Source organism: Streptomyces sp. NRRL WC-3618, assembly GCF_001280005.1.
Taxonomy (GTDB): Bacteria; Actinomycetota; Actinomycetes; order Streptomycetales; family Streptomycetaceae; genus Streptomyces.
Map to the genome: position 1 here is coordinate 66,425 of NZ_LGDW01000444.1, position 21,271 is coordinate 87,695.

Genomic DNA, 21,271 nt, shown 5'->3' on the forward strand with positions numbered 1-21,271 from the left:
CGTTGCTACATCTCCTCGGCTACGTAACTGCGAAGCCAGGTCCGGAAGTCCGGGCCCAGGTCTTCACGTTCGCATGCGAGTCTGACAATGGCACGCAGGTAGTCGCCGCGGTCCCCGGTGTCATAGCGGCGGCCCGTGAAGACGACGCCGTGCACGGGGCCGCCGATCTTCTCGTCCTGGGCGAGTTGCTGGAGGGCGTCGGTGAGCTGGATCTCGCCGCCGCGGCCGGGCTCGGTCTGGCGGAGTATGCCGAAGATGTGCGGGTCGAGGACGTAGCGGCCGATGATCGCGTAGTTCGACGGGGCGTCCGCGGCCTCCGGCTTCTCGACCAGGCCGGTCACCTTGACGACGTCGCCGTCGTCGGTGGTCTCGACGGCCGCGCAGCCGTACATGTGGATCTGTTCGGGGGTGACCTCCATGAGGGCGATCACACTGCCGCCGTGCTGTTCCTGGACGTCGACCATGCGCTTGAGCAGCGGGTCGCGCGGGTCGATGAGGTCGTCGCCGAGGAGGACGGCGAAGGGTTCGTGGCCGACGTGCGGGGCGGCGCACAGGACGGCGTGGCCGAGGCCCTTGGGGTCGCCCTGGCGGACGTAGTGCATGGTCGCGAGGTCGCTGGACTCCTGGACCTTGGCGAGTCGCGCGGCGTCGCCCTTTTTCTGAAGGGCTGACTCCAGCTCGTAGTTGCGGTCGAAGTGGTCCTCGAGGGGGCGCTTGTTGCGTCCTGTGATCATGAGGACGTCGTCGAGGCCGGCGGACACGGCCTCCTCGACCACGTACTGGATCGCCGGCTTGTCGACGACCGGCAGCATCTCCTTGGGAGTGGCCTTGGTGGCCGGCAGGAACCGGGTGCCGAGGCCTGCTGCGGGGATGACAGCCTTGCTGATCCTGGGGTGCGACTCAGTCATGCGGGCAACCTTAACCGGTGCCTTTGTGCTGATTCTGTGACTCTGATCAACTGGCGCCCATATAGGCATATGAAGCACATGAGCGCACCGGAAACGATATGGGAGAGCCATGGAGGCGGGGCCTGACAAGCGGACGTTGCGACGCGACATCCTCGCGGTGAGGGGCAGGTTGACGGCAGCCGAAGTCCAGGAGACGGCGGCGGCACTGGCCGCCCGCGCGCTCGGTCTGCCCGAACTCGCGCACGCGCGCACGGTGGCCGCGTACGTCTCCGTCGGCACCGAACCCGGCACCCGCGCGCTCCTCGACGCACTCCACGCGCGCGGGGTACGGGTGTTGCTGCCGGTCCTCCTCCCGGACAACGACCTCGACTGGGGCCCGTACGCCGGGGAGGGCTCCCTGGTGGAGGTGCGCCACGGCGGGCGGATGGCGCTGCTGGAGCCGGCCGGCGAACGCCTCGGCGCGGACGCCGTGACGCGTGCCGACACCGTCCTGCTGCCCGGCCTCGCCGTGGACCACCGGGGGCTGCGGATGGGGCGCGGCGGAGGCTCGTACGACCGGGTGCTGGCACGGCTGGAGCGCGCGGGCGCCGATCCGGCCCTGGTGGTGCTGCTGTACGACTGCGAGGTCGTCCCCCGGGTTCCCGCCGAGCCGCACGACCGGCCGGTGCAGGCGGTGGTCACGCCGTCGGGAGTACGCCGGTTCCGCGGTCTCCCGTAGCCTCCCGTGAAACAAAACCGCCCTCCACGCGCGTGCGTGGAGGGCGGTTTTCCGGCTACCGGGGGCTCATGGCTTCAGCAGCAGCGTGTCGCTCGTGCTGTCGTCGACCGCCTTGTCCGTGAAGGACCAGTCCAGCAGCTCGCCCTTGACCCACGCGCCCGTCTGGTCGGTGTAGTGGGCGCTGAAGGCGTGCCCGGAGGCTCCTGTCAGGTTGATCCACTTCGACTTGTCGAGGTCGCCGAGGTTGACCACCATCCGCATCGACGGCACCCAGACGACGCTGTAGCCGCCGGCCGCGTTCCAGCCGGTCGCGTTGACCGTCGCCTCGCCGCCGCCGAGGTTCCAGGGGCCGCGGTTGAGGATGTACTGCACGAAGTCGGGGCCCTCGGTGCCCAGCGTCTGGTTCTTCAGGAACAGGCGGTGCAGCCGGCCCCAGCTCCAGGTGTCGATGTCCTTGCCGAGCTTGGCGGTCAGCTCCCAGCGGGCGTCGGACAGGGCGCGTGCGAACAGCTGGTCGCGGTTGGTCGCGGCCTTCTCTATGCGGTTGCCCGGCGCGTGCCACCAGTCGTTGTTCTCGTCGTTGACGATCTTGCGGACCACCTCGAACCAGCGGTCGCCGCCGTCCGGCTGCGCCTGGTCCGCGTCCCGCTGACCGCACTCGAGTACCGGCTGGTCCGCGTCGGCGGGGCTGGTGGTGTTCACCGGCCTGACGTACAGGCACTGGCCCTTGACCCGCACCTCCTTGGGCAGCTTGTTGCCGAAGGCGAGCTTCAGGATGTTGCGCCAGACCGCGTTGAAGTAGGCCGCGGCGGCGGAGTCGGCGTCCTGGGTGTAGTCCCAGCCCTCGAGGAGCTTCTGCGCCTCGCGGACGTACTTGTCGTCGACGTCGATCGCCAGCAGCTTGGGCACCAGCAGCTTGGCGATCTCGCTGCTGTTGTCCAGCTGCATCTGGCGCATGTCGTCGGTGGAGATCTTGCCGCCGCCCTTGATCTTCGAGGTGATCAGGTCGGCGATGCGCTGGCTGCGGGTGCCGTAGCCCCAGTCCGTGGTGAGCGTGTACGGGTACTTGGCCTTGTCGACGACGGCCTGGTTGGCGGTCACGATGTAGCCGCGCTTCGGGTTGAACTCGAAGGGCAGCTCGGCCTGCTTGAGGTAGCCGGTCCAGCGGTACTTGGACTCCCAGCCGGGTACTGGCAGCGAGCCGTCGTCGCCCGCCGCGCGCTTGGGGATGCGTCCCGGCAGCTGGTAGCCGATGTTGCCCGCGGTGTCCGCGTAGACGAGGTTCTGCGAGGGCACGTCGAAGGAGGCCGCGCCCGCGCGGAACTCCGTCCAGTTCGACGCCTTGTCGATCAGGAAGACGGCGTCCATGGCGGTGCCCGGGTCCAGCGCGGTCCAGCGCAGCGCGATGCCGTAGCCGTCGCCCCGGTCGGGGGCCGAGGCGTCGACCGTGGCCTTCCTGCCGACCTTGACGAGCTCGTCGTCGCGGTCGGACAGCAGGGGCCCGTTGTCGGTCTCCCGGACGATGATCTTCTTGGACGCGCCGCCCGCGACCTTGATGGTCTCCTCGCGCGAGGTGAACGGCTTCGTCCGGCCGTCGTCCAGGTAGCCGTCGCCGGAGAGCTTCTCCAGGTAGAGGTCGGTGACGTCGGCGCCCGAGTTGGTCATGCCCCAGGCGATGTCACCGTTGTGGCCGATGATCACACCGGGCATGCCCGCAAAGGTGTACCCGGCGACGTCGTACTGGCACTTGGCGGAGACGCTGCGGCAGTGCAGGCCCATCTGGTACCAGACGGACGGCAGCGACGGCGACAGGTGCGGGTCGTTGGCCAGCAGCGGCTTGCCGGTGATGGTGTGGGCGCCCGCCACCACCCAGGAGTTGGAGCCGATGCCGTTGCCGTTCACGCCGACGGCCGTCGGGACGTCGTCCAGGACCCGGTAGAGGCCCTCCAACTGGCTCTGGAAGGCCGCGGAGCCGGCGGCCGGGGTTCCGGACGCTCCCGAGGCCCCCGACTGCGTGCTCGCGGCGGCGGCGCCCTGCGCGTACGTCCCCGTGGCGGTGTCGTACGCGCCTTCCCGCACGATCGGCTTGTTGCGGCTGTACGGGTACTCCGGGTACAGGTCGGCGATCTGCTGCGGGCCGAGGCGGCTGGTCAGCAGGGACCGGTCGATCTCGTCCTGCATGTTGCCGCGCAGGTCCCAGGCCATCGCCTTCAGCCACGCGACCGAGTCGACCGGGGTCCACGCCTGCGGCGTGTAGTCGTTCTCGAACCCGAGGGCGGCGTACTCCAGGGAGATGTCCGCGCCGTCCTTGCCCTTGAGGTAGTCGTTGACTCCCCTGGCGTAGGCCTGGAGGTACTTCTTCGTCGCGGGCGACAGCGTCTTGTCGTACTCCTCCTTCGCCACCCGGTCCCAGCCCAGGGTGCGCAGGAACTCGTCGTTCTTGAGCTGTCCCTTCCCGAACATCTCGGAGAGCCGGCCCGACGTCATGTGGCGCCGTACGTCCATCTCGTAGAACCGGTCCTGCGCCTGGACGTAGCCCTGCGCCATGAACAGGTCCTCGTCGGAGGACGCGTAGATCTGCGGGATGCCGTGGCCGTCGCGCTTGACGTCGACGTTCCCCGACAGGCCCTGGAGGGAGATTGAGCCCTTGGTCTGCGGGAAGGAGGCCCGGACGGTACTGACGGACCAGTACGCGCCGAAGGCGAAACCTCCGATGATCGCCAGGACCAGGACGATTACGAACAGTCGGGCTTTGCGCCCCTTCTTCCTGCCGGACTTGCCGGGCTTGTGTCCGGAAGAGCTGGTGGTAGTGGGGGGCATCGCTGTCCTTGCTGTCCTAACGCGAGCGGCAGGCGGTACTGGAGTGCTGGAGCAACCATAGGCGCAGGGCCCGACGCGACTTGACGCGGAGTCGGGTACGCGAACGGACGGGCGTTCGATCATGCCTGTGGAAGTGTCAAGAAATCGTCAAGAGTTAGGTAAGGTAACGAAGTACTTGGGTGCGCGGTGGCCTCACTTCGTGTCCGATGTACGTGACCCGCGCGCGTCTGCCGCGCCCGGGCCCAGGAAGGGAACGGCACGCTGACTGTCCACCACCTCAACCAGCTCCTGCTCGTCTGCTCCCTGGTCCTCCTCATCGCCGTGGCGGCGGTCCGGATCTCCTCACGCAGCGGGCTCCCCAGCCTGCTCGTCTACCTGGGGATCGGCATCGCCATGGGCCAGGACGGCATCGGCGACATCCACTTCGACAACGCCGAACTGACCCAGGTCATCGGGTACGCGGCCCTGGTCGTGATCCTGGCCGAGGGCGGACTCGGCACGAAGTGGAAGGAGATCAAACCCGCCCTCCCGGCCGCCTCGGTGCTGGCGCTGGCGGGGGTCGCGGTCAGCGTGGGGGTCACGGCGACGGCCGCGCACTACCTGGTCGGGCTGGAGTGGCGGCAGGCGTTCATCATCGGCGCGGTGGTGTCCTCGACGGACGCGGCGGCGGTCTTCTCCGTCCTGCGGAAGATCCCCCTCCCCGCGCGCGTGACGGGCACGCTGGAGGCCGAGTCGGGCTTCAACGACGCCCCGGTGGTCATCCTGGTCGTCTCGCTGTCCACGGCCGGCCCGGTCGAACACTGGTACAAGCTGCTGGGCGTCATCGTCCTGGAGCTGGCCATCGGCGCGGCCATCGGCATCGCGGCCGGCTGGCTCGGCGCCTGGGGCCTGCGGCACGTGGCCCTGCCCGCGTCCGGCCTCTACCCCATCGCCGTGATGGCCATCGCGGTCACCGCGTACGCCGCCGGCGCGCTCGCCCACGGCAGCGGTTTCCTCGCGGTCTACCTGGCCGCCATGGTCCTCGGCAACGCCAAGCTGCCGCACTGGCCGGCCACCCGCGGCTTCGCCGACGGGCTCGGCTGGATCGCCCAGATCGGCATGTTCGTCCTGCTCGGCCTCCAGGTGACCCCCCACGAGATGGGCGACGACATCTGGCCCGCCCTCGTCATAGGGCTGGCCCTGACCATGGTCGCGCGCCCGCTGAGCGTGATCGTCAGCCTGACGCCGTTCCGGGTGCCGTGGCAGGAGCAGACCCTGATGTCCTGGGCCGGGCTGCGCGGCGCGGTGCCCATCATCCTGGCGACGATCCCCATGGTGAGCGGCGTCGAGGACAGCCGTCGCATCTTCAACATCGTCTTCGTCCTGGTCGTCGCCTACACCCTGGTCCAGGGCCCGACGCTCCCCTGGCTGGCCCGCCAACTGCACCTCGGCAAGGGTGCGGAGGCCGCCGACCTCGGCATCGAGGCGGCCCCTCTGGAGCGCCTGCGCGGGCATCTGCTGTCCGTCGCGATACCCGACGGCTCGAAGATGCACGGCGTCGAGGTGAGCGAGCTGAGGCTGCCGCCGGGCGCCGCGGTCACCCTCGTCGTCCGCGATGAAAAATCGTTCGTTCCGCTGCCGACGACCATCCTGCGCCGTGGCGACGAACTCCTCGTGGTGACCACCGACCCGGTCCGCGACGCGACGGAACGACGGCTGCGGGCCGTCGGGCAGGGCGGCAAGCTGGCGCAGTGGCTCGGGACGGGCGGCAACGGAGCATAGGCGTGACGTAAGCCGCTTCTTCCTTTCACAGGCCTGCTAGCCCGTTTGCCCTGTACAGTGAAGGCGCACCCTGATCGAACCACCTCTGCCTGAAGCAGAGCTGGCGCGACCGTATGGCGGCCGGGACATCCTCTGCGGGAGAGACGGCATCTACCGCAGTCCGCGCAAGAGGACAGCTCTCGGCGCCGCCCCCCGCGAGGGGGCCGCGCCACCAGGCGGCAGAAAGGCACGGCCGTGGCATCCACGGTCACCTACGGACAGCTGCTCCGCACCCCCGGCGCCTGGACGTTCCTACTCCCCGGTTTCGCCGCGCGACAGCCGTTCGCGATGCTCACCATCTCCATCGTGCTGCTCGTCCAGCACACCACCGGCTCGTACGGAACCGCCGGCGCCGTGGCCGCCGTCACCGGTGTCTCCCTGGCCCTGTGCGCGCCCTACGGGGGCCGTCTCGCCGACCGTCACGGACAGCGCGCGGTCCTCGTCCCCGGCGTCATCCTGCACGCCCTGGCCGGCCTCACCCTTACGGCGCTCGCGCTGACCGGCGCTCCCCTGTGGACCCTCTTCGCCGCCGCGGTGCTGACCGGCGCCACCACGCCCCAGGTCGGGCCCATGGTCCGGGCCCGCTGGGCCGCGAAACTCCAGGACTCGCCCCTGATGCCGACGGCGGCGGCCTTCGAGTCCGTCACGGACGAGCTGACCTTCGTCTTCGGCCCCCTGCTCGCCACCGCCCTGTGCACCGCCTTCGACCCGGCCGCCGGCCTGGTCACCGAGGCCGCGCTGACCCTCCTCGGCGGCCTCCTGTTCGCGGCGCAGAAGAGCACCCAGCCGCGCGTCGCCGCCGCCGGACCGCACGCGCGCGTGGAGCGCGTTTCCGCACTGCGCGTCCCGGGGGTCCGCGTCCTCATCGCCGCCTTCCTGGGCATCGGGGCCGTCTTCGGCGGTATGCAGGTCTCGCTCGCCGCGTTCAGCGAGTACAGCGGCAACCCCGGCCTCAACGGCGTCCTGTACGGGGTCTTCGCCGCCGGCAACATGCTCTCCGGCCTGGTCTGCGGCGCCGTCGCCTGGCGCATGACCCCGCAGCGGCGCCTGGTCGTCGGGTACACGGCCCTCGCGGTCACCGCCTCCGGCCTGTGGACGGCTCAGTCCGTGCTGACGCTGGCCGGGCTCGGCCTCCTGGTCGGCATGTGCGTCGCGCCCGCGCTGATCACCGGCTACACCCTGGTCGACGGTCTGGTCCCGGCCGGCGCCCGCACCGAGACGTTCACCTGGCTGACCGGCTCGGTCGCCCTCGGCCAGGCGGCGGCCGTCACCGTCGCCGGGCGGCTCGAGGACAGCCTCTGGGACGGCGCCGGATTCCTGGTGCCCATGGGGGGCACGCTGCTCGCCCTCGCGACCCTGCTGGCCCTGCGTTCACGGCTCGCACCGGGGGCGACGAGCCGCCCCGCGAGCCGGACCGTGACACGTGGCGTCGGTCACCGCGTGCCGGTGACAGTGGACTGATCCTCCGGAATACGTCACACTGGACCGTCGTTAGCACTCATCGAGTGAGAGTGCCAGGAGGAAGACAAAGTGCCGACCTATCAGTACCAGTGCACCGAGTGCGGCGAGGGCCTTGAAGCGGTGCAGAAGTTCACCGACGACGCCCTGACCGAGTGCCCCGCCTGCAACGGCCGCCTGAAGAAGGTGTTCTCCGCGGTCGGCATCGTCTTCAAGGGCTCCGGCTTCTACCGGAACGACAGCCGCGGCTCCTCGTCGAGCAGCGCGCCCGCGTCGAAGCCGTCGACGGCCTCTTCTTCGACGTCGTCGTCCTCGGACTCGTCGTCGAGCTCGTCGAGCTCCTCGTCGTCCGGTTCGTCCTCGTCGTCCAGCTCCTCCTCGGGGTCCAGCAGCTCGTCGAGCACCAGCTCGGCCGCGTAGCCGCCGCCTTCTCGTCCCAGGGGACCCTGTCGTCGTACGACGACGGGGTCTTCGGTGTTTTCGCGCGCCGCCGGACAGGTCCTAGGGTGCGGGCATGGTGAATCAGGTGAACGCCGAGATCGGCGTGATCGGTGGCTCCGGCTTCTACTCCTTCCTCGACGACGTGACCGAGATACAGGTGGACACGCCGTACGGCTCCCCCAGTGACTCCCTGTTCCTCGGTGAGCTCGCGGGTCGCCGGGTCGCCTTCCTGCCCCGGCACGGACGCGGCCATCATCTTCCGCCGCACCGCATCAACTACCGCGCCAACCTGTGGGCGCTGCGCTCGGTCGGCGTGCGCCAGGTGCTCGCCCCGTGCGCGGTGGGCGGTCTGCGGCCCGAGTACGGCCCGGGCACCCTGCTCGTGCCGGACCAGCAGGTCGACCGTACGAAGTCCCGGGTGGGGACGTTCTTCGACGGGCTGCCGCTGCCCGGCGGCGCCGTCCCCAACGTCGTGCACGTGTCACTCGCCGACCCCTACTGCCCCGTCGGCCGTGAGGCCGCCCTGGCGGCGGCGCGCGGGCGCGACTGGGAGCCGGTGGACGGCGGCACGCTGACCGTGGTCGAGGGGCCGCGCTTCTCCACCCGCGCCGAATCCCTCTGGCACCGGGCGCAGGGCTGGTCGGTGGTGGGCATGACAGGCCATCCGGAAGCGGCGCTCGCCCGTGAACTGGAGCTCTGCTACACGTCGTTGGCCCTGGTCACCGACCTCGACGCGGGCGCGGAGACCGGCGAGGGCGTCTCGCACGACGAGGTACTCCAGGTGTTCGCGGCGAACGTGGACCGGATGCGGGGCGTGCTGACCGACGCGGTGGCCGCACTCCCGGCGAACGCGACACGGGACTGCCTGTGCACGAAGGCGCTGGGCGGGATGGATCCGGGGTTCGACATGCCCTGACGAGGGACCGAGAGGGCTCAGAAGGGCTCAAGAGGGGCCCGCGGGGGCCCAGGTACGGGGATCGGCGGGGCGGAACTTCCCGTTCGGGTGAGCGAGTTGTCCACAACCGGCGAGTAGCACACAGGCCTCAGCGGGATTCGCCGAGAAGCCTCATCGTGGGAGCCACGCAAGCAGCTCCCTCGTCACAGGTGGTGGTCCCCGTGTCCTCCGTACGTCCCGTGCAACCCGAAATGCCCGCGAAGCCCGTGTACTCCGCGCGTTCCGTCGGCTCCGTGCGTTCCGTCCCGCTCGTCCCCGCGCCCTGCCAGGTGCCCCACTTCGCCCCCGTGCGGGTGCGCGGCGGGCGGTACCGACTCCGTTGCCTGGTACGGCACCGGAGGCGGGCGCTGGCTGTCGGCCTCGCCGTCACGGCGGCGGCGGTCGTCGCGGCCGGCCCACGTCAGACGGCGGGCCCACCGCCCGATGCCGGGCGGGTCCGGGGGCACCCCGTGGCGGATCCCGTACGGGCGCGGCCCACGGTCGAGATGGTGACCGCGCCGGTACGGATCGCCGACGCGGCCACCGTCCGGCTGCTGCGCCCCGGCGACCGGGTCGACGTCATCGCCGCCGAGGATTCACCGACAGGCACCGACGCCCGGGTGGTCGCCCACCGGGTCCGGGTGACTCAGGTGCCGCGGTCCACGGGGTCCCAGGACAGCGTGGCCGGGGGCGGGGCGCTGGTCGTGCTGTCGGTGCCGCGCACCACGGCGTCCCGGCTGGCCGGCGCGGGCGCGACAGCGCGGCTGGCGGTGACGTTGTACTGAGAATTGGCCCCTCCGACGCCTGTAATAGCATGATCATTCCGGGCATGATCATGCCCCTGGCACATACAAGCCACTGGCACGCAGAAGAAGGACAATCAGTGTTTCTCCGTAGCTTCCTGAAGCCGCTCGCCGTCTCCGTCGCTCTGGTCGGTATCGCGGCATCACCGGCCGTCGCCGACTCCCACGGCACGTTCACCACCAGCTCCGCGACCTATGTGACGGTGTCGGGCAAGTACGAGGTCAACAACCGCGCCGGTGACCAGCGCGTCTGGTTCATCGGGACGCTGAACAAGAAGACGTCGACCGGCTGCGACTACCTCGAGGCCGGCTCGGTCGACAGCAAGATAGTCCTGAAGAAGAAGTGCGGCAGCAAGGGCAAGAGCGACCTCTACAAGAAGGTCGACATGGGGCTCCTGGACGACTACGTCTACTACCGCGCCTGCCACACCTACGAGGACTTCAAGAAGTGCGGCCCCCTGAAGCACATCAAGCTCTGACGGTCCGCTCTCGGTCCGCCCTGGCAAGTCCCCCACCCACGCCAGGAAATTGGACATGGCTTGAACGCCCTAACCTGGGTTGCGGAACGTTTCGTTCCCTGGGCCACATGAGCGAGGAGAGTCCCCCGAGGTGAGCAAGAAGGAAGAACCAAGCGTCTGGCAGGGCTTCAAGACCTTCCTGATGCGCGGGAACGTCGTCGACCTGGCAGTAGCGGTGGTGATCGGCACCGCCTTCACCAACATCGTCAACTCGGTGGTGAAGGGAATCATCAACCCGCTGGTCGGAGCGATCGGCACGAAGAACCTCGACAGTTACAACTCCTGCCTGAGCCCGGACTGCAAGGGCACGAAAGGTATCCGGATCCTGTGGGGCTCCGTCCTCGGCTCCGGCCTCTCCTTCCTGATCACCGCGGCCGTCGTGTACTTCCTGATGGTCCTGCCGATGTCGAAGTACCTGGCCCGGGCGGCCGCACGTCAGAAGGCGAAGGAAGGCGCGCAGGAGGTCGTCGAGGTGAGCGAACTGGAGGTCCTCAAGGAGATCCGCGACGCCCTGGTGGCTCAGCGGGGCGCCGGGCACGACGAGTCCCTGGTGACCCAGCGGGGTGCCGGGCACAACGAGTCCCTGGTGGCCCCGCGGGACTCCCAGCACAAGGAGCGGTAGGCAGCGCGCTCGGCCTCGTCCAGAGGGCGCGCGGCCCGGTTCAGCGGTGTCAGAGGTGGTGGGGCGGCTTCTCGTCGAGGAAGCGCTTCAGGTCGGCCGCGCTGTCGCCGCCGCCGTCACCCGGGCGCTCGCCCCATCCCCGGTCCGTGTCGTCCGACGACTGCTGGTCCAGCGGGTCGTCGAAGATCAGCGCGGGCTTCGGGGCGTGCGGTTCGGGGGCGGTGGGGCTGCTCATGACCCCAGAGTACGTCCCGACCGCCGGGCCCCATCCGGGTGCGTGGGGCGGCACCGGATCACGATCATGCTCCGGTGCCGCCCCTCCTCCTGCGCACGGGGTGCCCATCTGCTGTGCTGGGGCGTATGACGTCCAGTTCCTCACCCGCGGCCGACGTACCCGACGCGCCGGACAGCGGAGCCGGTGGCGTCCCACCGTCAGCCATGCGCTGTTCTTGAGTCGGCCGTCTTCTGGGGAGTGCCGTAGTTCAGCGGTGATCCCACTTGTGCGGAGAACCTCGTCGTTCTTGGCAAACCATGTCGTGAGCGCGTCTGGGAGGTTCGGCGGTCGATGGTCGCTCCCAGCTGTCGGGTAGGACATTTGGAAGGCGAGGCGTTCGTCAGCCTCGTCACCGATGCGAGCGAGCACACTGTCCAGGTCAAGGAACTCTTCCCAGACCGGTCTTCCGCTCGCCGCTGTGAGTCTGGCGACGACAAGATCTTCGAGTTCGGGGACCCGCTTGTTCTTCCAGACCTTGTCGGCCAAGCTGACAAGGAGGTCTTCCATCCCGGCCTCTTCGCTGGTCCAGGACGCGTGTGTTCCGGCGAAGCGTGCCATGGCGGAGTCGACGCCTTGGGTCATAAGTAGCTCGCGGCCTGCTTCTTCGTGCTGTGCACCGGGAGCGGACAACTCGGCGGGGTGCAGAGTCTTGCCGATGTCGTGGGTGGCGGCTCCGAAGAGAACCGCCACCGGGTTGATGCCCAGATCGAGATTACGTGTGGCAATCCATTCGAGGAGTTGCCCTGCAACGTCGTGGACTGCTCGCAGATGGGCGACCAGACGCGGCGGAGCGTCAACACTGTGAAGCAGTTCGGCTGCTTCGATTGGCAGTGGACGCAGCGGGGGTCGACTGGTGGCCTGGAGGGCAATCGACAGTACTCGCGAGGTCGTCACCGCGACAGGGTGGCTATGTCTGTGTTGGCTGGGCTCTGTCACAGATCCGAATTTTGACGTCACCGTCCGAGCATGTCGACTAGCCAGTCTTCGACCGAACGACGGTGTGTCTCGATGCCCCATCGAGAACCGAACAGGCCGTCGCCGAGGATGAGGACGCGGAGTTCCGCGGCGCCGGCTGACGGATGCCGTTGCCGGTAGTCGCGGACCACGGCATCGGGCTCGGTGTGGAACCGTGCTGCCACGTCGTGGACGTCGGCGTCGGTGCTGGCCGCGAGCAGTCCGAGTGGTGCCAGGTAGAGGCTCCCCTCGTCGAGGTTCGCCCCGATCAGCAGGTCCACCTCACCACCGTGCTCGGCAGCCACCGCGACGGCGGGCTGGCGTCGACCGACCAAGCCGAACCGGGTGATGCCACCGAGTGGGTCGTGGTCGGCGGAGGTCCGCAGGTCGAGCTGGTTCAGGTGGGGCAGGACGGCGACGAAGCGCTCGTCGGGGACATCGGCCAGCTTCGCCGCCGTGGGTTCGAGTTCGAGTTCGTGGCCGACCGCCCGGTTCCAGGGCGAGTTGTCCTACAACCAGCTGCTCGTCGTGCTGTCGATCGTCATCGCCATCGTGGCCTCCACGGCCGCCTTCTGGTTCACCCTCATCGTGAAGACGGCTGTGGCGCGCGTCGCCGCGGGGCTGGTCATGGGCGTCGCCGTCACCGGGATGCACTACACCGGCATGGCCGCGGTGAGCGTGGAACTGGCGTCCTCGCTGCCGACGCAGGTCGGCACAGACGTATTCGACCTCGTGTTCCCCGTTTTCCTGATCGGCGGTCTTGTCGTCGCCGTCCTCCTGTGGACCCTGTTCACTTCCGAGAACGACCCACTCACGGACACCGCCGACAACGTCCGGTGAATTCCGGTTGTTTCGCCGATGTTTCCCAAATGCTCCCAAAAGCGTTTCGTCAGGTCGGGGAAAATGTCAGACGAATGTGATTTCCCGCGTGCGGCGCGGCATGAGCAGTACGGTCAGTGCGCTGCACACGGCGACCACCGTCATGGCGAGGAACACGTTGTGGGTCGCGTCGTCCAAGGCGCTCCGCACGAACACCACGACGGGTGAGGTCGGGTCGGCGTGGCCGCCGAACACGATGGTCGTGGCGTCCACGCTCGACGGCAGGTGGCCCGCCAGGTCGGCGGGAGGCTCGGCGAAGCGGTTCGCCAGGGTCGCGTTGGCGATGGCCCCGAACACGGCGACCCCCACGGTGCTGCCCAGCGAGCGGCTGAACATGTTCGTCGCGGTCACCACGCCCCGGCGGTCCCAGCCGACGGTCGACTGGACGGCGATCACCGTGGGACTGGACACCAGCCCGAGCCCCACGCCCATCACGAACGCGCCCGTCGCCGCCTCCCACACGGCGGACTCCTGCGACAGGAACGCGATCAGCACCGCGCCGACGACCACGAAGGCGCTGCCGATCAGCGCCGTGTCGCGGAACCCGATCCGCAGGTAGACCCGTCCCGCCAGCGTGGCCGAGATGGGCCAGCCGAGCGTCAGCGCGGCCAGCGCGAACCCGGCGACCAGCGCACCCGTGCCGAGCACGCCCTCCACGAAGGTCGGCAGGTACGACGTCAGCCCCATCAGCAGCGCGCCCACCACCAGCGCGGTGAGGTTGCCGCCGATCAGCGTCCGGTGCTTGAACACCCACATCGGCAGGATCGGCTCGGCCACCCGGCGTTCCACCAGCACGAACGCCACCAGCACCAGGCCGCCCGCGCCGAACGCCAGCAGGCTCTGCCACGATCCCCAGGCCCACGCCACGCCGCCTTCGAGCAGGCCGAGCAGCACCAGCGGCAGGCCGACCGTGAGCAGGGTCGCCCCGAGGTAGTCGACCTTGTGCACCTGCTTGACGACGTTCTCCTTGAACCGCAGGGCGAGGAACACGATCGCGATCGCGCCCAGCGGCACGTTGATGAAGAAGATCCACCGCCACGACAGGTAGTCGGAGAACACGCCGCCCAGCGCGGGCCCGATCAACGACGCCACGGCCCACACGCTGGTCACGTAGCCCTGGACCTTCGCCCGCTCCGGCACGGTGTAGAGATCGCCGAGCATCGTGATGCCCATCGGCTGCACCGCGCCCGCCCCGATGCCCTGGGTGGCGCGCGCGGCGATCAGCACCGGCATGGACCACGCCGCGCCGGAGAGCACGGAGCCCAGCAGGAACACCCCGATGCCGAAGAACATCACCGGCTTGCGTCCCAGGACGTCCGCGAACTTCCCGTACAGCGGCACCGTCACGGCCTGGGTGAGCAGGTAGATCGAGAACAGCCACGGGAACTGCGAGAACCCGCCGAGGTCCTGCACGATGGACGGCACCGCTGTGGCGATGATCGTGCTGTCCAGCGCGACCAGTCCGGTGGTCAGCATCACCGCCAGCAGGACGGGTCCACGCTCCGACCGGAGCCCCAACTGCTTCCTGATGAGCGGTACCGTCATGCGCTCGAACTCCCAACGTCGTCGGGCAGGGATCGCCCGTTGAGGATCAACGCCGCGGGTCCTGGCTGCGTCGCGTCCCGGATCTCGGTCCACCCGTGGTGAGGGCGCGGCTCGGTGAACCGGGCGCCGCCGACAGGGGGCGCCCGGTTCACCGAGGGGTAGCTGGTGCCGTACGCGTGCGTGCCACCGCGGATCGGGCCGGAGGTGGTGGTGACGATCGCGGAACCGGTTGGTGGCATGGGACTTCCTCGCCGAAGTGCGGGGTCGAAGGCCGTCACCACAGCGGGGCGACGGCCTTCGACCGTACTGTCAGTACCGGGCGAACGGCGCCCAGTTCTTGATCTCGAACTCGTTGCCCCGGCTCGCCACCTCCAGTGCTCCGTGACCGCTGAAGTGCGCGGGCAGCACGAGGGCGTTGGTGTCCGCGGCCCAGCCGAGCAGCCTGCGCCGGGTAGCGCGAGCACGGACCGGGTCTTCGCAGAAGCAGCTGTTGTGGTCCGGGTGCAGGACCTGCAACGGGGTGTGCAGGACGTCACCCGCGAAGAGGGCTCGGTCGCCTTCGGACTCCAGCAGGACGACGCTCGTCCCCGGAGTGTGGCCTGCGGCGTCTTCCAGCCGCAGGTTCCCGTCGATCGTGTGGCTGCCTTCCCACAGCTGGACCTGGCCCGCCGCGTGGACGGGAGCGATGCTGTCGGCGAAGACGTTCTCGTTGACACCGCCCGCGATGCCGGAGTTGTTGGCCGGGTCCCAGAAGAACTCGAAGTCGGCCTTGGGCATCAGGTAGGTGGCGTTGGGAAAGGTGGGTACCCAGGCGCCGTCGACCAGCCGGGTGTTCCAGCCGACGTGGTCGACGTGCAGGTGGGTGTTGATCACCAGGTCGACGTCCTCGGGCAGCACGCCTGCCGACGCGAGGTTCTCAAGGTAGTTCGATTTCAGATGATCCCACGCGGCGACCGCGGGCCGTGACTTGTCGTTGCCGACGCCGGTGTCGATCAGGACCGTCCTGCCCTCGCTGCGCAGCAGCCAGGTCTGCATGGCGGCCTGGACCACGTCGTCCTGATCACCGAGGTGATCGGGTACCAGCATCGAGCGGTTCTCCTGCCAGGCCGACGCGGGCAGGTCGGGGAGGAATTGCTCGGCGGGCAGGCTCGGGCCGTGCAGCTCTTCGACCCTGGTGATCGTGACGTCACCGAACTCGAGCTCGTTCATGTGTGTTACCCCAATGGTTTCCGGTGGTGCGAGTGCTACCGGTGACTGGCTGGCAGGTTTTGGGCGTGCGGCAGTACCGCGCCTTACGGGGGGATTGCCGCTTGAGCGTGCTTCGCCCAAGCCGATGGGAACAGTGGCGCTGACGCCTGGATCAGGTGACGCTGACCCGGTGCGCCGGCGACGACGGGGTGCTCGGCGTCGTGACGAACTCCCCGCCTGCTGAGGGACGTACGACCGTCACGTACGAGGGCGGGCTTCAGGGCTCGCCAGATTCCAGTCCTGCGCCGCCGCCCAGTCGGCGAAGGTCTGCCAGGCCACCTCGGGGTGGTCGCGGCGCAGGCCCTCGACATCCACGTCCATGCCCTTGACGGCGAGGTAGCGGAACATGGCGGCCAGATCGGATGAGTGCGCATCGACCTGGTCGAAGGGGACCGTCGCGAACTCGATCGGACGGCCGCAGACGCCGGAGAAGATCTCGGCGATCTCCGCACACGTCAAGCGGTCGGACGCCAGGTCGATGCGCCGCCCGGCGAACTCCTCGGGGTGTCGCAGGACGAGCGCCGCGAACGCGCCGATGTCGGCGGCCGGGATGAACGGCAGCGGCATGTCTGCGGGCAGAGGCAGGGCGAACCGGCCTTCGCGCAGGCCGCTCATCGTCGACTCGCCGGTGTAGTTGTCCATGAAGTTACCCGGGGCGATGACCGTCCAGGGGATGCCCAGGTCCCGCAGACGCAGTTCGACGCGGTACTTGCTGTCGAAGTGGGGGATGCCGGTGCCGCGGTCCGCGTTGGCGGCAGAGGTGAACACGATGTGCCGGACGGCTTTGCTCGCGGCGGCGGCGTCGAGCAGCGCGAACGCCTGCCGCAGCTCCGCGTCGACATCGACAACGTAGGGCGTGGACATCGCGAACAGCGCATCGGCTCCGGCGAGCGCGGCATCCAGGCCGGCGCGGTCGTCGAAGTCGGCGTACGCAACCTCCGCGCCGAGCCGGCGCAATTCCTCTGCGGCCGCCGACGACGGGTTACGGGTCAGCGCGCGGACCCGTGACCCTTGGCTGAGCAGGGCCCGAGCGGTGGCGCCGCCCTGGACGCCGGTCGCGCCGGTGACAGCGACGATGGGCTGATAAATTGCCTGTGTCATGCAGTGAACATACACGATTGCCTGCGTTGCGCAGACATTGAGGAGCGGATCGTGCCCCTAGGTCATCGGCCGACGTGGCTGGAACTGGACTCCCGGCGGTATCTGGCCTCCTATGTGCTGTTCAACCAGGCGGTGGCCGACCACCTGGGGTTGCACTCGACGGACGTGCAGTGCCTCAACCTGCTCGACATCGAGCCGGGCCCCTGTACGACAGGCAGGATCGCCGAGCTGACCGGCCTCACCAGTGGCTCGGCGACCAGGCTGGTCGACCGCCTGGAGAAGGCCGGGTACGTCATCCGGCGGCGGGACGAGCAGGACCGGCGACGGGTGCTTGTCGAGCCGGTGGCCGCCGCCATGCAGCGCTTCGGCGAGTTCTGGAACTCGCTCGACGAGGGCTGGCAGGCGATGCTCGACGGCTACACCGAACAGGAACTGGCCCTGCTCGGCCGCCACATGCGCCGCACCACCGAACTCGCCCGGCGACAGATCGAGCACCTGCGTGCCCTGCCGGCGGAGTCGAGGTGAGCCCTGCCGTACAAGCGCGGTGCCGCCAACGAACGCGCCGGGGGCACCATGCGCAAGCACTTCGCCAGACAGGCCCGCGGCGGCTTCGGCGAGGGGTCGTACCACTTTCTCTGGCAAGGGGTGCTTGGTGATTTCGCCGAACAAGTCGACCATCGCATCAGGATCACCGGACTTCCCGGCCATGAAAGACACGTCCTCCTCGGCCCCGGTTCCTTCGACGGAAGTCGACGGGGTCGGTGTAATTACTATCTGCCCGAGCAGTCGTTCAGGTGCGAGTATGCGCAGATACTGCGCGTACTTCGCGCCCATACTGTGGGCCACGGTGACGAACCACTCGAAACCAGCATCATCTGCAACCGAGAGAATTCCCTCGGCGTACCGCTGCACGGAATGGTCGAGCCCTTTGGCTGCGGAATCGCCGTGGCTGCGAAGGTCGACAGTAGTGAATGTGCGTCCATGTGACGGAAGGTGCCGCAGAGTGTGGTCCCAGAACTGGCCCGTAGAGCTCCAGCCGTGAACGAAAACCACACCCAGCGCCCCCTCCCCTGTGGCGCGGTATTCGATTGCCGTGCCGTCGAGCGAACTTGTCCGCATACGGTTTCTCCGCCGTGTCAACGTCGCCGCAAACGTGACTCCCTCACGGGATCAACCCTCTGGAACATAGCGCTCCACCGCATATGGGAAGGGCAGCGGATGCGCCATCAAAACTCTGATCTTCGCACGCCTTGACACCTGCGACCCTGTCTGCTCAATTGTCGAAATCCTTGATGCTGTGCCCACAGTCGGCGCCCTGTCGTCAAGCATCAAAGCCCGACGAAAATGCTTCGATAACGATTCGGTAACCCTACGTCTGTGTGTGCGCTAGGCTCCGACGGCGTGATAGACCGCATCGTCATCAAGGGCGCTCGCCAGCATAATCTTCGTGACGTCTCTGTCGATTTGCCCAGAGACGCGCTCATCGTTTTCACTGGAGTATCGGGGTCGGGAAAGTCGAGCCTGGCTTTCGACACCATTTTCGCCGAAGGTCAGCGCCGCTATGTCGAGTCGCTCTCGGCGTACGCACGCCAGTTTCTGGGACAGTTGGACAAGCCGGACGTCGACGTCATCGAGGGACTCTCCCCGGCCATCGCGATCGGCCAGAAGACGACCGGCCGCAATCCGCGCTCGACGGTCGGCACCATCACGGAGGTCTACGACCACCTGCGTCTGCTGTACGCCCGTGTCGGCCGCCCCCACTGCCCGCAGTGCGGGGAGCCGGTCAGCCGCCAGACGCCGCAGCGGATAGTGGACCGGCTTCTGGCGAAGGGCGAGGGTATACGCATCCAGGTGCTGGCCCCGGTTGTGCGCGACCGCAAGGGCGGCCACACAGAGGTCTTTCGCCAGTTGACGGCTGACGGCTTCAGCCGGGTGCGGGTGGACGGCACGGTCCTTCCGCTGAGCAGGCCGCCGGCGCTGGACAAGGGCAAGGGGCATTCCATTGACGTCGTCGTGGACCGGCTGGCCGTCAAGCCGGGGATCCGGCAGCGCCTGACCGAGTCCGTCGAGACGGCTCTCGGTCTCGCCGGCGGTGTTGTGTGCGTCGACTTCGTGGACCTCGACACCTCCGATCCCGAGCGGGAGGTGAGGTTCTCGGAGAAGATGGCCTGCCCGCAGGCCCATGACATCGGTCTGGAGGCGCTGGAGCCGCGCCTGTTCTCCTTCAACGCTCCCTGGGGCGCGTGCCCGCAGTGCACCGGGCTCGGCTCGCGTACAGAGGTCGATCCGGGACTCGTCGTACCGGACACGGAGAAGTCGCTCGCCGGGGGCGCCATCGCGGCGTGGACGAACACCAGTGGCGCCGACTACTTCGCCCGGCTCCTCGAAGCGTTGGCGGCCGAGCTCGGCTTCAGCACCGCCACGCCGTGGGGTCAACTGCCCGCTGAGATCCGGAAGAAGGTGCTGTACGGCACGCCGGGGCAGCTGCACCTCGCGTACCGGAATCGGCTCGGGCGCGAGCGGTCCCACCGCACCGGGTACGAGGGGGTGATCCCGCACATCGAACGGCGCCATGCGCAGGCCTCGGGTGAGGGCTCCCCAAGCCGATTCGGCGGCTACCTGCGCGACGTGCCCTGCTCGGCTTGCGGAGGCGCGCGTCTGCGGCCCGGCGTGCTGGCCGTCACTGTGGGCGGACGCACCATAGCCGAGCTGACCGCGTTGCCGATGGACGAACTCGCCGCGTTCATGAGTACGTTGCCGCTGGAGGGCTGGGAGCGCCGGGTGGCCGAGGCGGTCCTCGCGGAGATCGGCGAGCGGCTGCGGTTCCTGCTCGACGTCGGGCTCGACTACCTGTCGCTGGACCGGCCCGCCGCGAGTCTGTCGGGCGGGGAGGCACAGCGCATCCGCTTGGCCACGCAGATCGGCGCGGGACTGGCCGGTGTCCTGTACGTGTTGGACGAACCGAGCGTGGGCCTGCACCAGCGGGACAACCGGCGGCTGATCGAGACGCTGCTGCGGCTGCGGGACCGGGGCAACACCGTGATCGTCGTCGAACACGATGAGGACACCATGAGGGTGGCCGACTGGGTGGTGGACATCGGTCCGGGAGCCGGAGAACACGGCGGGCACGTGGTGCACTCCGGGACGACGCGGGAGCTGCTGGAGCATCCCACCTCACTGACGGGGGCGTATCTGTCCGGCCGCCGCCAGATTCCGCTGCCGCAGCAGCGCAGACCCCCCACACAGGGCCGCGAACTGTCGGTGCACGACGCGACCGAGCACAACCTGAAGAACGTGACGGTGTCCTTCCCGCTCGGCCTGTTCACCGCGGTCACGGGCGTCTCCGGCTCCGGCAAGTCCACGCTGGTCAACGACATTCTCCACACCGCGCTGGCCAAGTACCTCCACCGCGCTCACAAGGTGCCCGGCCGGCACCGCACCATCACCGGCACCGAGCACGTCGACAAGGTCGTCCAGGTCGACCAGTCGCCTATCGGCCGCAGCCCGCGCTCCAACCCGGCGACGTACACGGGTGTCTTCGACCACCTGCGCAAGCTGTTCGCCCAGACCCCGGAGGCGAAGGTCCGTGGCTACCAGCCCGGCCGGTTCTCCTTCAACCTCAAGGGGGGCCGCTGCGAGCACTGCTACGGCGACGGCACCCTCAAGGTCGAGATGAACTTCCTGCCAGACGTGTACGTCCTGTGCGAGGTGTGCAACGGAGCCCAGTACAACCGCGAGACGCTGGACGTGCACTACAAGGGCAAGTCCATCGCGGACGTACTGGCCATGACCGTCGAGGAGAGCCTGGACTTCCTGGACGGGCACCAGATCATCTCCCGGCACCTGCGCATCCTGCACGATGTCGGACTCGGCTACGTCAAGCTCGGCCAGGCGGCCACGACCCTGTCCGGCGGCGAGGCGCAACGCGTCAAACTCGCCGCCGAGCTGCAGCGCCGCACCCGTGGGCGCACCCTCTATGTGCTCGACGAACCCACCACCGGGCTGCACGCCGACGACATACGCAAGCTGCTGGAGGTCCTTCACCGGCTCGTCGACGCCGGCAATACGGTCGTCGTCATCGAGCACAACCTCGATGTGATCAAGACCGCCGACTGGCTGATCGACCTGGGGCCGGAGGGCGGCCACCGGGGTGGCACGGTCATCGCCCAGGGCACCCCCGAGCAGGTGGCCGCCCAACCGCATTCCCACACCGGACAGTTCCTGCGCGGATTGATGGAGGTGCGGTGA

18 protein-coding genes and 3 pseudogenes are annotated in these 21,271 nt (G+C 68.7%); 11 read left to right on the plus strand and 10 right to left on the minus strand.

Annotated elements, in window-relative coordinates:
- Positions 1–5 precede the first annotated feature (5 nt).
- A complete protein-coding gene (galU, locus tag ADL01_RS29195; protein WP_053744988.1) occupies positions 6–908 on the minus strand; it encodes a UTP--glucose-1-phosphate uridylyltransferase GalU in 903 nt (300 codons plus the stop codon).
- A gap of 109 nt (positions 909–1,017) precedes the next feature.
- Here galU and ADL01_RS29200 point away from each other — a divergent pair, with 109 nt between their 5' ends.
- On the plus strand, positions 1,018–1,626 hold the full coding sequence (locus ADL01_RS29200; protein ID WP_053744989.1) for a 5-formyltetrahydrofolate cyclo-ligase: 609 nt from the start codon (positions 1,018–1,020) through the stop codon (positions 1,624–1,626).
- 66 nt (positions 1,627–1,692) lie between these two features.
- Here ADL01_RS29200 and ADL01_RS29205 read toward each other — a convergent pair whose 3' ends face one another.
- Positions 1,693–4,446: a penicillin acylase family protein gene (locus tag ADL01_RS29205; protein ID WP_053744990.1), complete on the minus strand. Its 2,754-nt coding sequence runs from the start codon at positions 4,444–4,446 to the stop codon at positions 1,693–1,695.
- Between the two features lie 199 nt (positions 4,447–4,645).
- Here ADL01_RS29205 and ADL01_RS29210 point away from each other — a divergent pair.
- From ADL01_RS29210 to mscL, 7 genes and pseudogenes are all read left to right on the plus strand, one after another.
- A pseudogene (locus ADL01_RS29210) lies at positions 4,646–6,207 on the plus strand (potassium/proton antiporter).
- 234 nt (positions 6,208–6,441) lie between these two features.
- The gene (locus ADL01_RS29215) at positions 6,442–7,707 is read left to right on the plus strand and encodes an MFS transporter (protein WP_053744992.1); all 1,266 of its coding nucleotides are present in this window, start codon (positions 6,442–6,444) and stop codon (positions 7,705–7,707) included.
- Positions 7,708–7,776: 69 nt separating this feature from the next.
- A complete protein-coding gene (locus ADL01_RS42720) occupies positions 7,777–8,124 on the plus strand; it encodes an FmdB family zinc ribbon protein (protein ID WP_006377135.1) in 348 nt (115 codons plus the stop codon).
- A 94-nt stretch (positions 8,125–8,218) separates the two neighbouring features.
- On the plus strand, positions 8,219–9,061 hold the full coding sequence (locus ADL01_RS29225; protein ID WP_053744994.1) for an S-methyl-5'-thioadenosine phosphorylase: 843 nt from the start codon (positions 8,219–8,221) through the stop codon (positions 9,059–9,061).
- Positions 9,062–9,291: 230 nt separating this feature from the next.
- Positions 9,292–9,864, plus strand: coding sequence for an RcpC/CpaB family pilus assembly protein (locus ADL01_RS29230; protein ID WP_107091021.1), 573 nt, complete (start codon positions 9,292–9,294; stop codon positions 9,862–9,864).
- 98 nt (positions 9,865–9,962) lie between these two features.
- The gene (locus tag ADL01_RS29235; RefSeq protein WP_053744996.1) at positions 9,963–10,361 is read left to right on the plus strand and encodes a hypothetical protein; all 399 of its coding nucleotides are present in this window, start codon (positions 9,963–9,965) and stop codon (positions 10,359–10,361) included.
- A gap of 130 nt (positions 10,362–10,491) precedes the next feature.
- On the plus strand, positions 10,492–11,022 hold the full coding sequence (gene mscL / locus ADL01_RS29240) for a large conductance mechanosensitive channel protein MscL (protein WP_053744997.1): 531 nt from the start codon (positions 10,492–10,494) through the stop codon (positions 11,020–11,022).
- A gap of 49 nt (positions 11,023–11,071) precedes the next feature.
- On the opposite strand, the gene ADL01_RS29245 is transcribed toward mscL, so the two are convergent.
- From ADL01_RS29245 to ADL01_RS29255, 3 genes and pseudogenes are all read right to left on the minus strand, one after another.
- Positions 11,072–11,257, minus strand: coding sequence for a hypothetical protein (locus ADL01_RS29245; RefSeq protein WP_053744998.1), 186 nt, complete (start codon positions 11,255–11,257; stop codon positions 11,072–11,074).
- Positions 11,258–11,605: 348 nt separating this feature from the next.
- Positions 11,606–12,190: pseudogene (locus tag ADL01_RS46725) on the minus strand (HD domain-containing protein); the annotation flags it as partial.
- A gap of 59 nt (positions 12,191–12,249) precedes the next feature.
- Positions 12,250–12,585, minus strand: coding sequence for a hypothetical protein (locus ADL01_RS29255; protein WP_159049679.1), 336 nt, complete (start codon positions 12,583–12,585; stop codon positions 12,250–12,252).
- A gap of 121 nt (positions 12,586–12,706) precedes the next feature.
- On the opposite strand from ADL01_RS29255, the gene ADL01_RS29260 reads away from it, so the two are divergent.
- Positions 12,707–13,090, plus strand: coding sequence for an MHYT domain-containing protein (locus ADL01_RS29260; RefSeq protein WP_053745001.1), 384 nt, complete (start codon positions 12,707–12,709; stop codon positions 13,088–13,090).
- A gap of 66 nt (positions 13,091–13,156) precedes the next feature.
- On the opposite strand, the gene ADL01_RS29265 is transcribed toward ADL01_RS29260, so the two are convergent.
- From ADL01_RS29265 to ADL01_RS29280, 4 genes are all read right to left on the minus strand, one after another.
- Entirely contained in the window at positions 13,157–14,674 is a 1,518-nt protein-coding gene (locus ADL01_RS29265; protein ID WP_053745002.1) for an MDR family MFS transporter, read from the minus strand.
- Positions 14,671–14,913, minus strand: a complete 243-nt coding sequence (locus ADL01_RS29270) for a carboxylesterase family protein (RefSeq protein ID WP_053745003.1) — start codon at positions 14,911–14,913, stop codon at positions 14,671–14,673. The genes ADL01_RS29265 and ADL01_RS29270 overlap by 4 nt, the downstream gene beginning before the upstream one ends.
- A gap of 70 nt (positions 14,914–14,983) precedes the next feature.
- On the minus strand, positions 14,984–15,883 hold the full coding sequence (locus ADL01_RS29275) for an MBL fold metallo-hydrolase (protein WP_053745004.1): 900 nt from the start codon (positions 15,881–15,883) through the stop codon (positions 14,984–14,986).
- A gap of 237 nt (positions 15,884–16,120) precedes the next feature.
- On the minus strand, positions 16,121–17,023 hold the full coding sequence (locus ADL01_RS29280; protein ID WP_053745005.1) for an NmrA/HSCARG family protein: 903 nt from the start codon (positions 17,021–17,023) through the stop codon (positions 16,121–16,123).
- Positions 17,024–17,074: 51 nt separating this feature from the next.
- Here ADL01_RS29280 and ADL01_RS29285 point away from each other — a divergent pair, with 51 nt between their 5' ends.
- Positions 17,075–17,548 carry a MarR family winged helix-turn-helix transcriptional regulator gene (locus ADL01_RS29285; RefSeq protein WP_199834958.1) on the plus strand — a complete coding sequence of 158 codons (474 nt, stop codon included), beginning with the start codon at positions 17,075–17,077 and terminating at the stop codon, positions 17,546–17,548.
- Between the two features lie 177 nt (positions 17,549–17,725).
- Here ADL01_RS29285 and ADL01_RS47920 read toward each other — a convergent pair.
- A pseudogene (locus ADL01_RS47920) lies at positions 17,726–18,142 on the minus strand (alpha/beta fold hydrolase); the annotation flags it as partial.
- A 282-nt stretch (positions 18,143–18,424) separates the two neighbouring features.
- Between ADL01_RS47920 and uvrA the strand changes: the two are divergent.
- On the plus strand, positions 18,425–21,271 hold the full coding sequence (gene uvrA, locus ADL01_RS29290) for an excinuclease ABC subunit UvrA (RefSeq protein WP_053745006.1): 2,847 nt from the start codon (positions 18,425–18,427) through the stop codon (positions 21,269–21,271).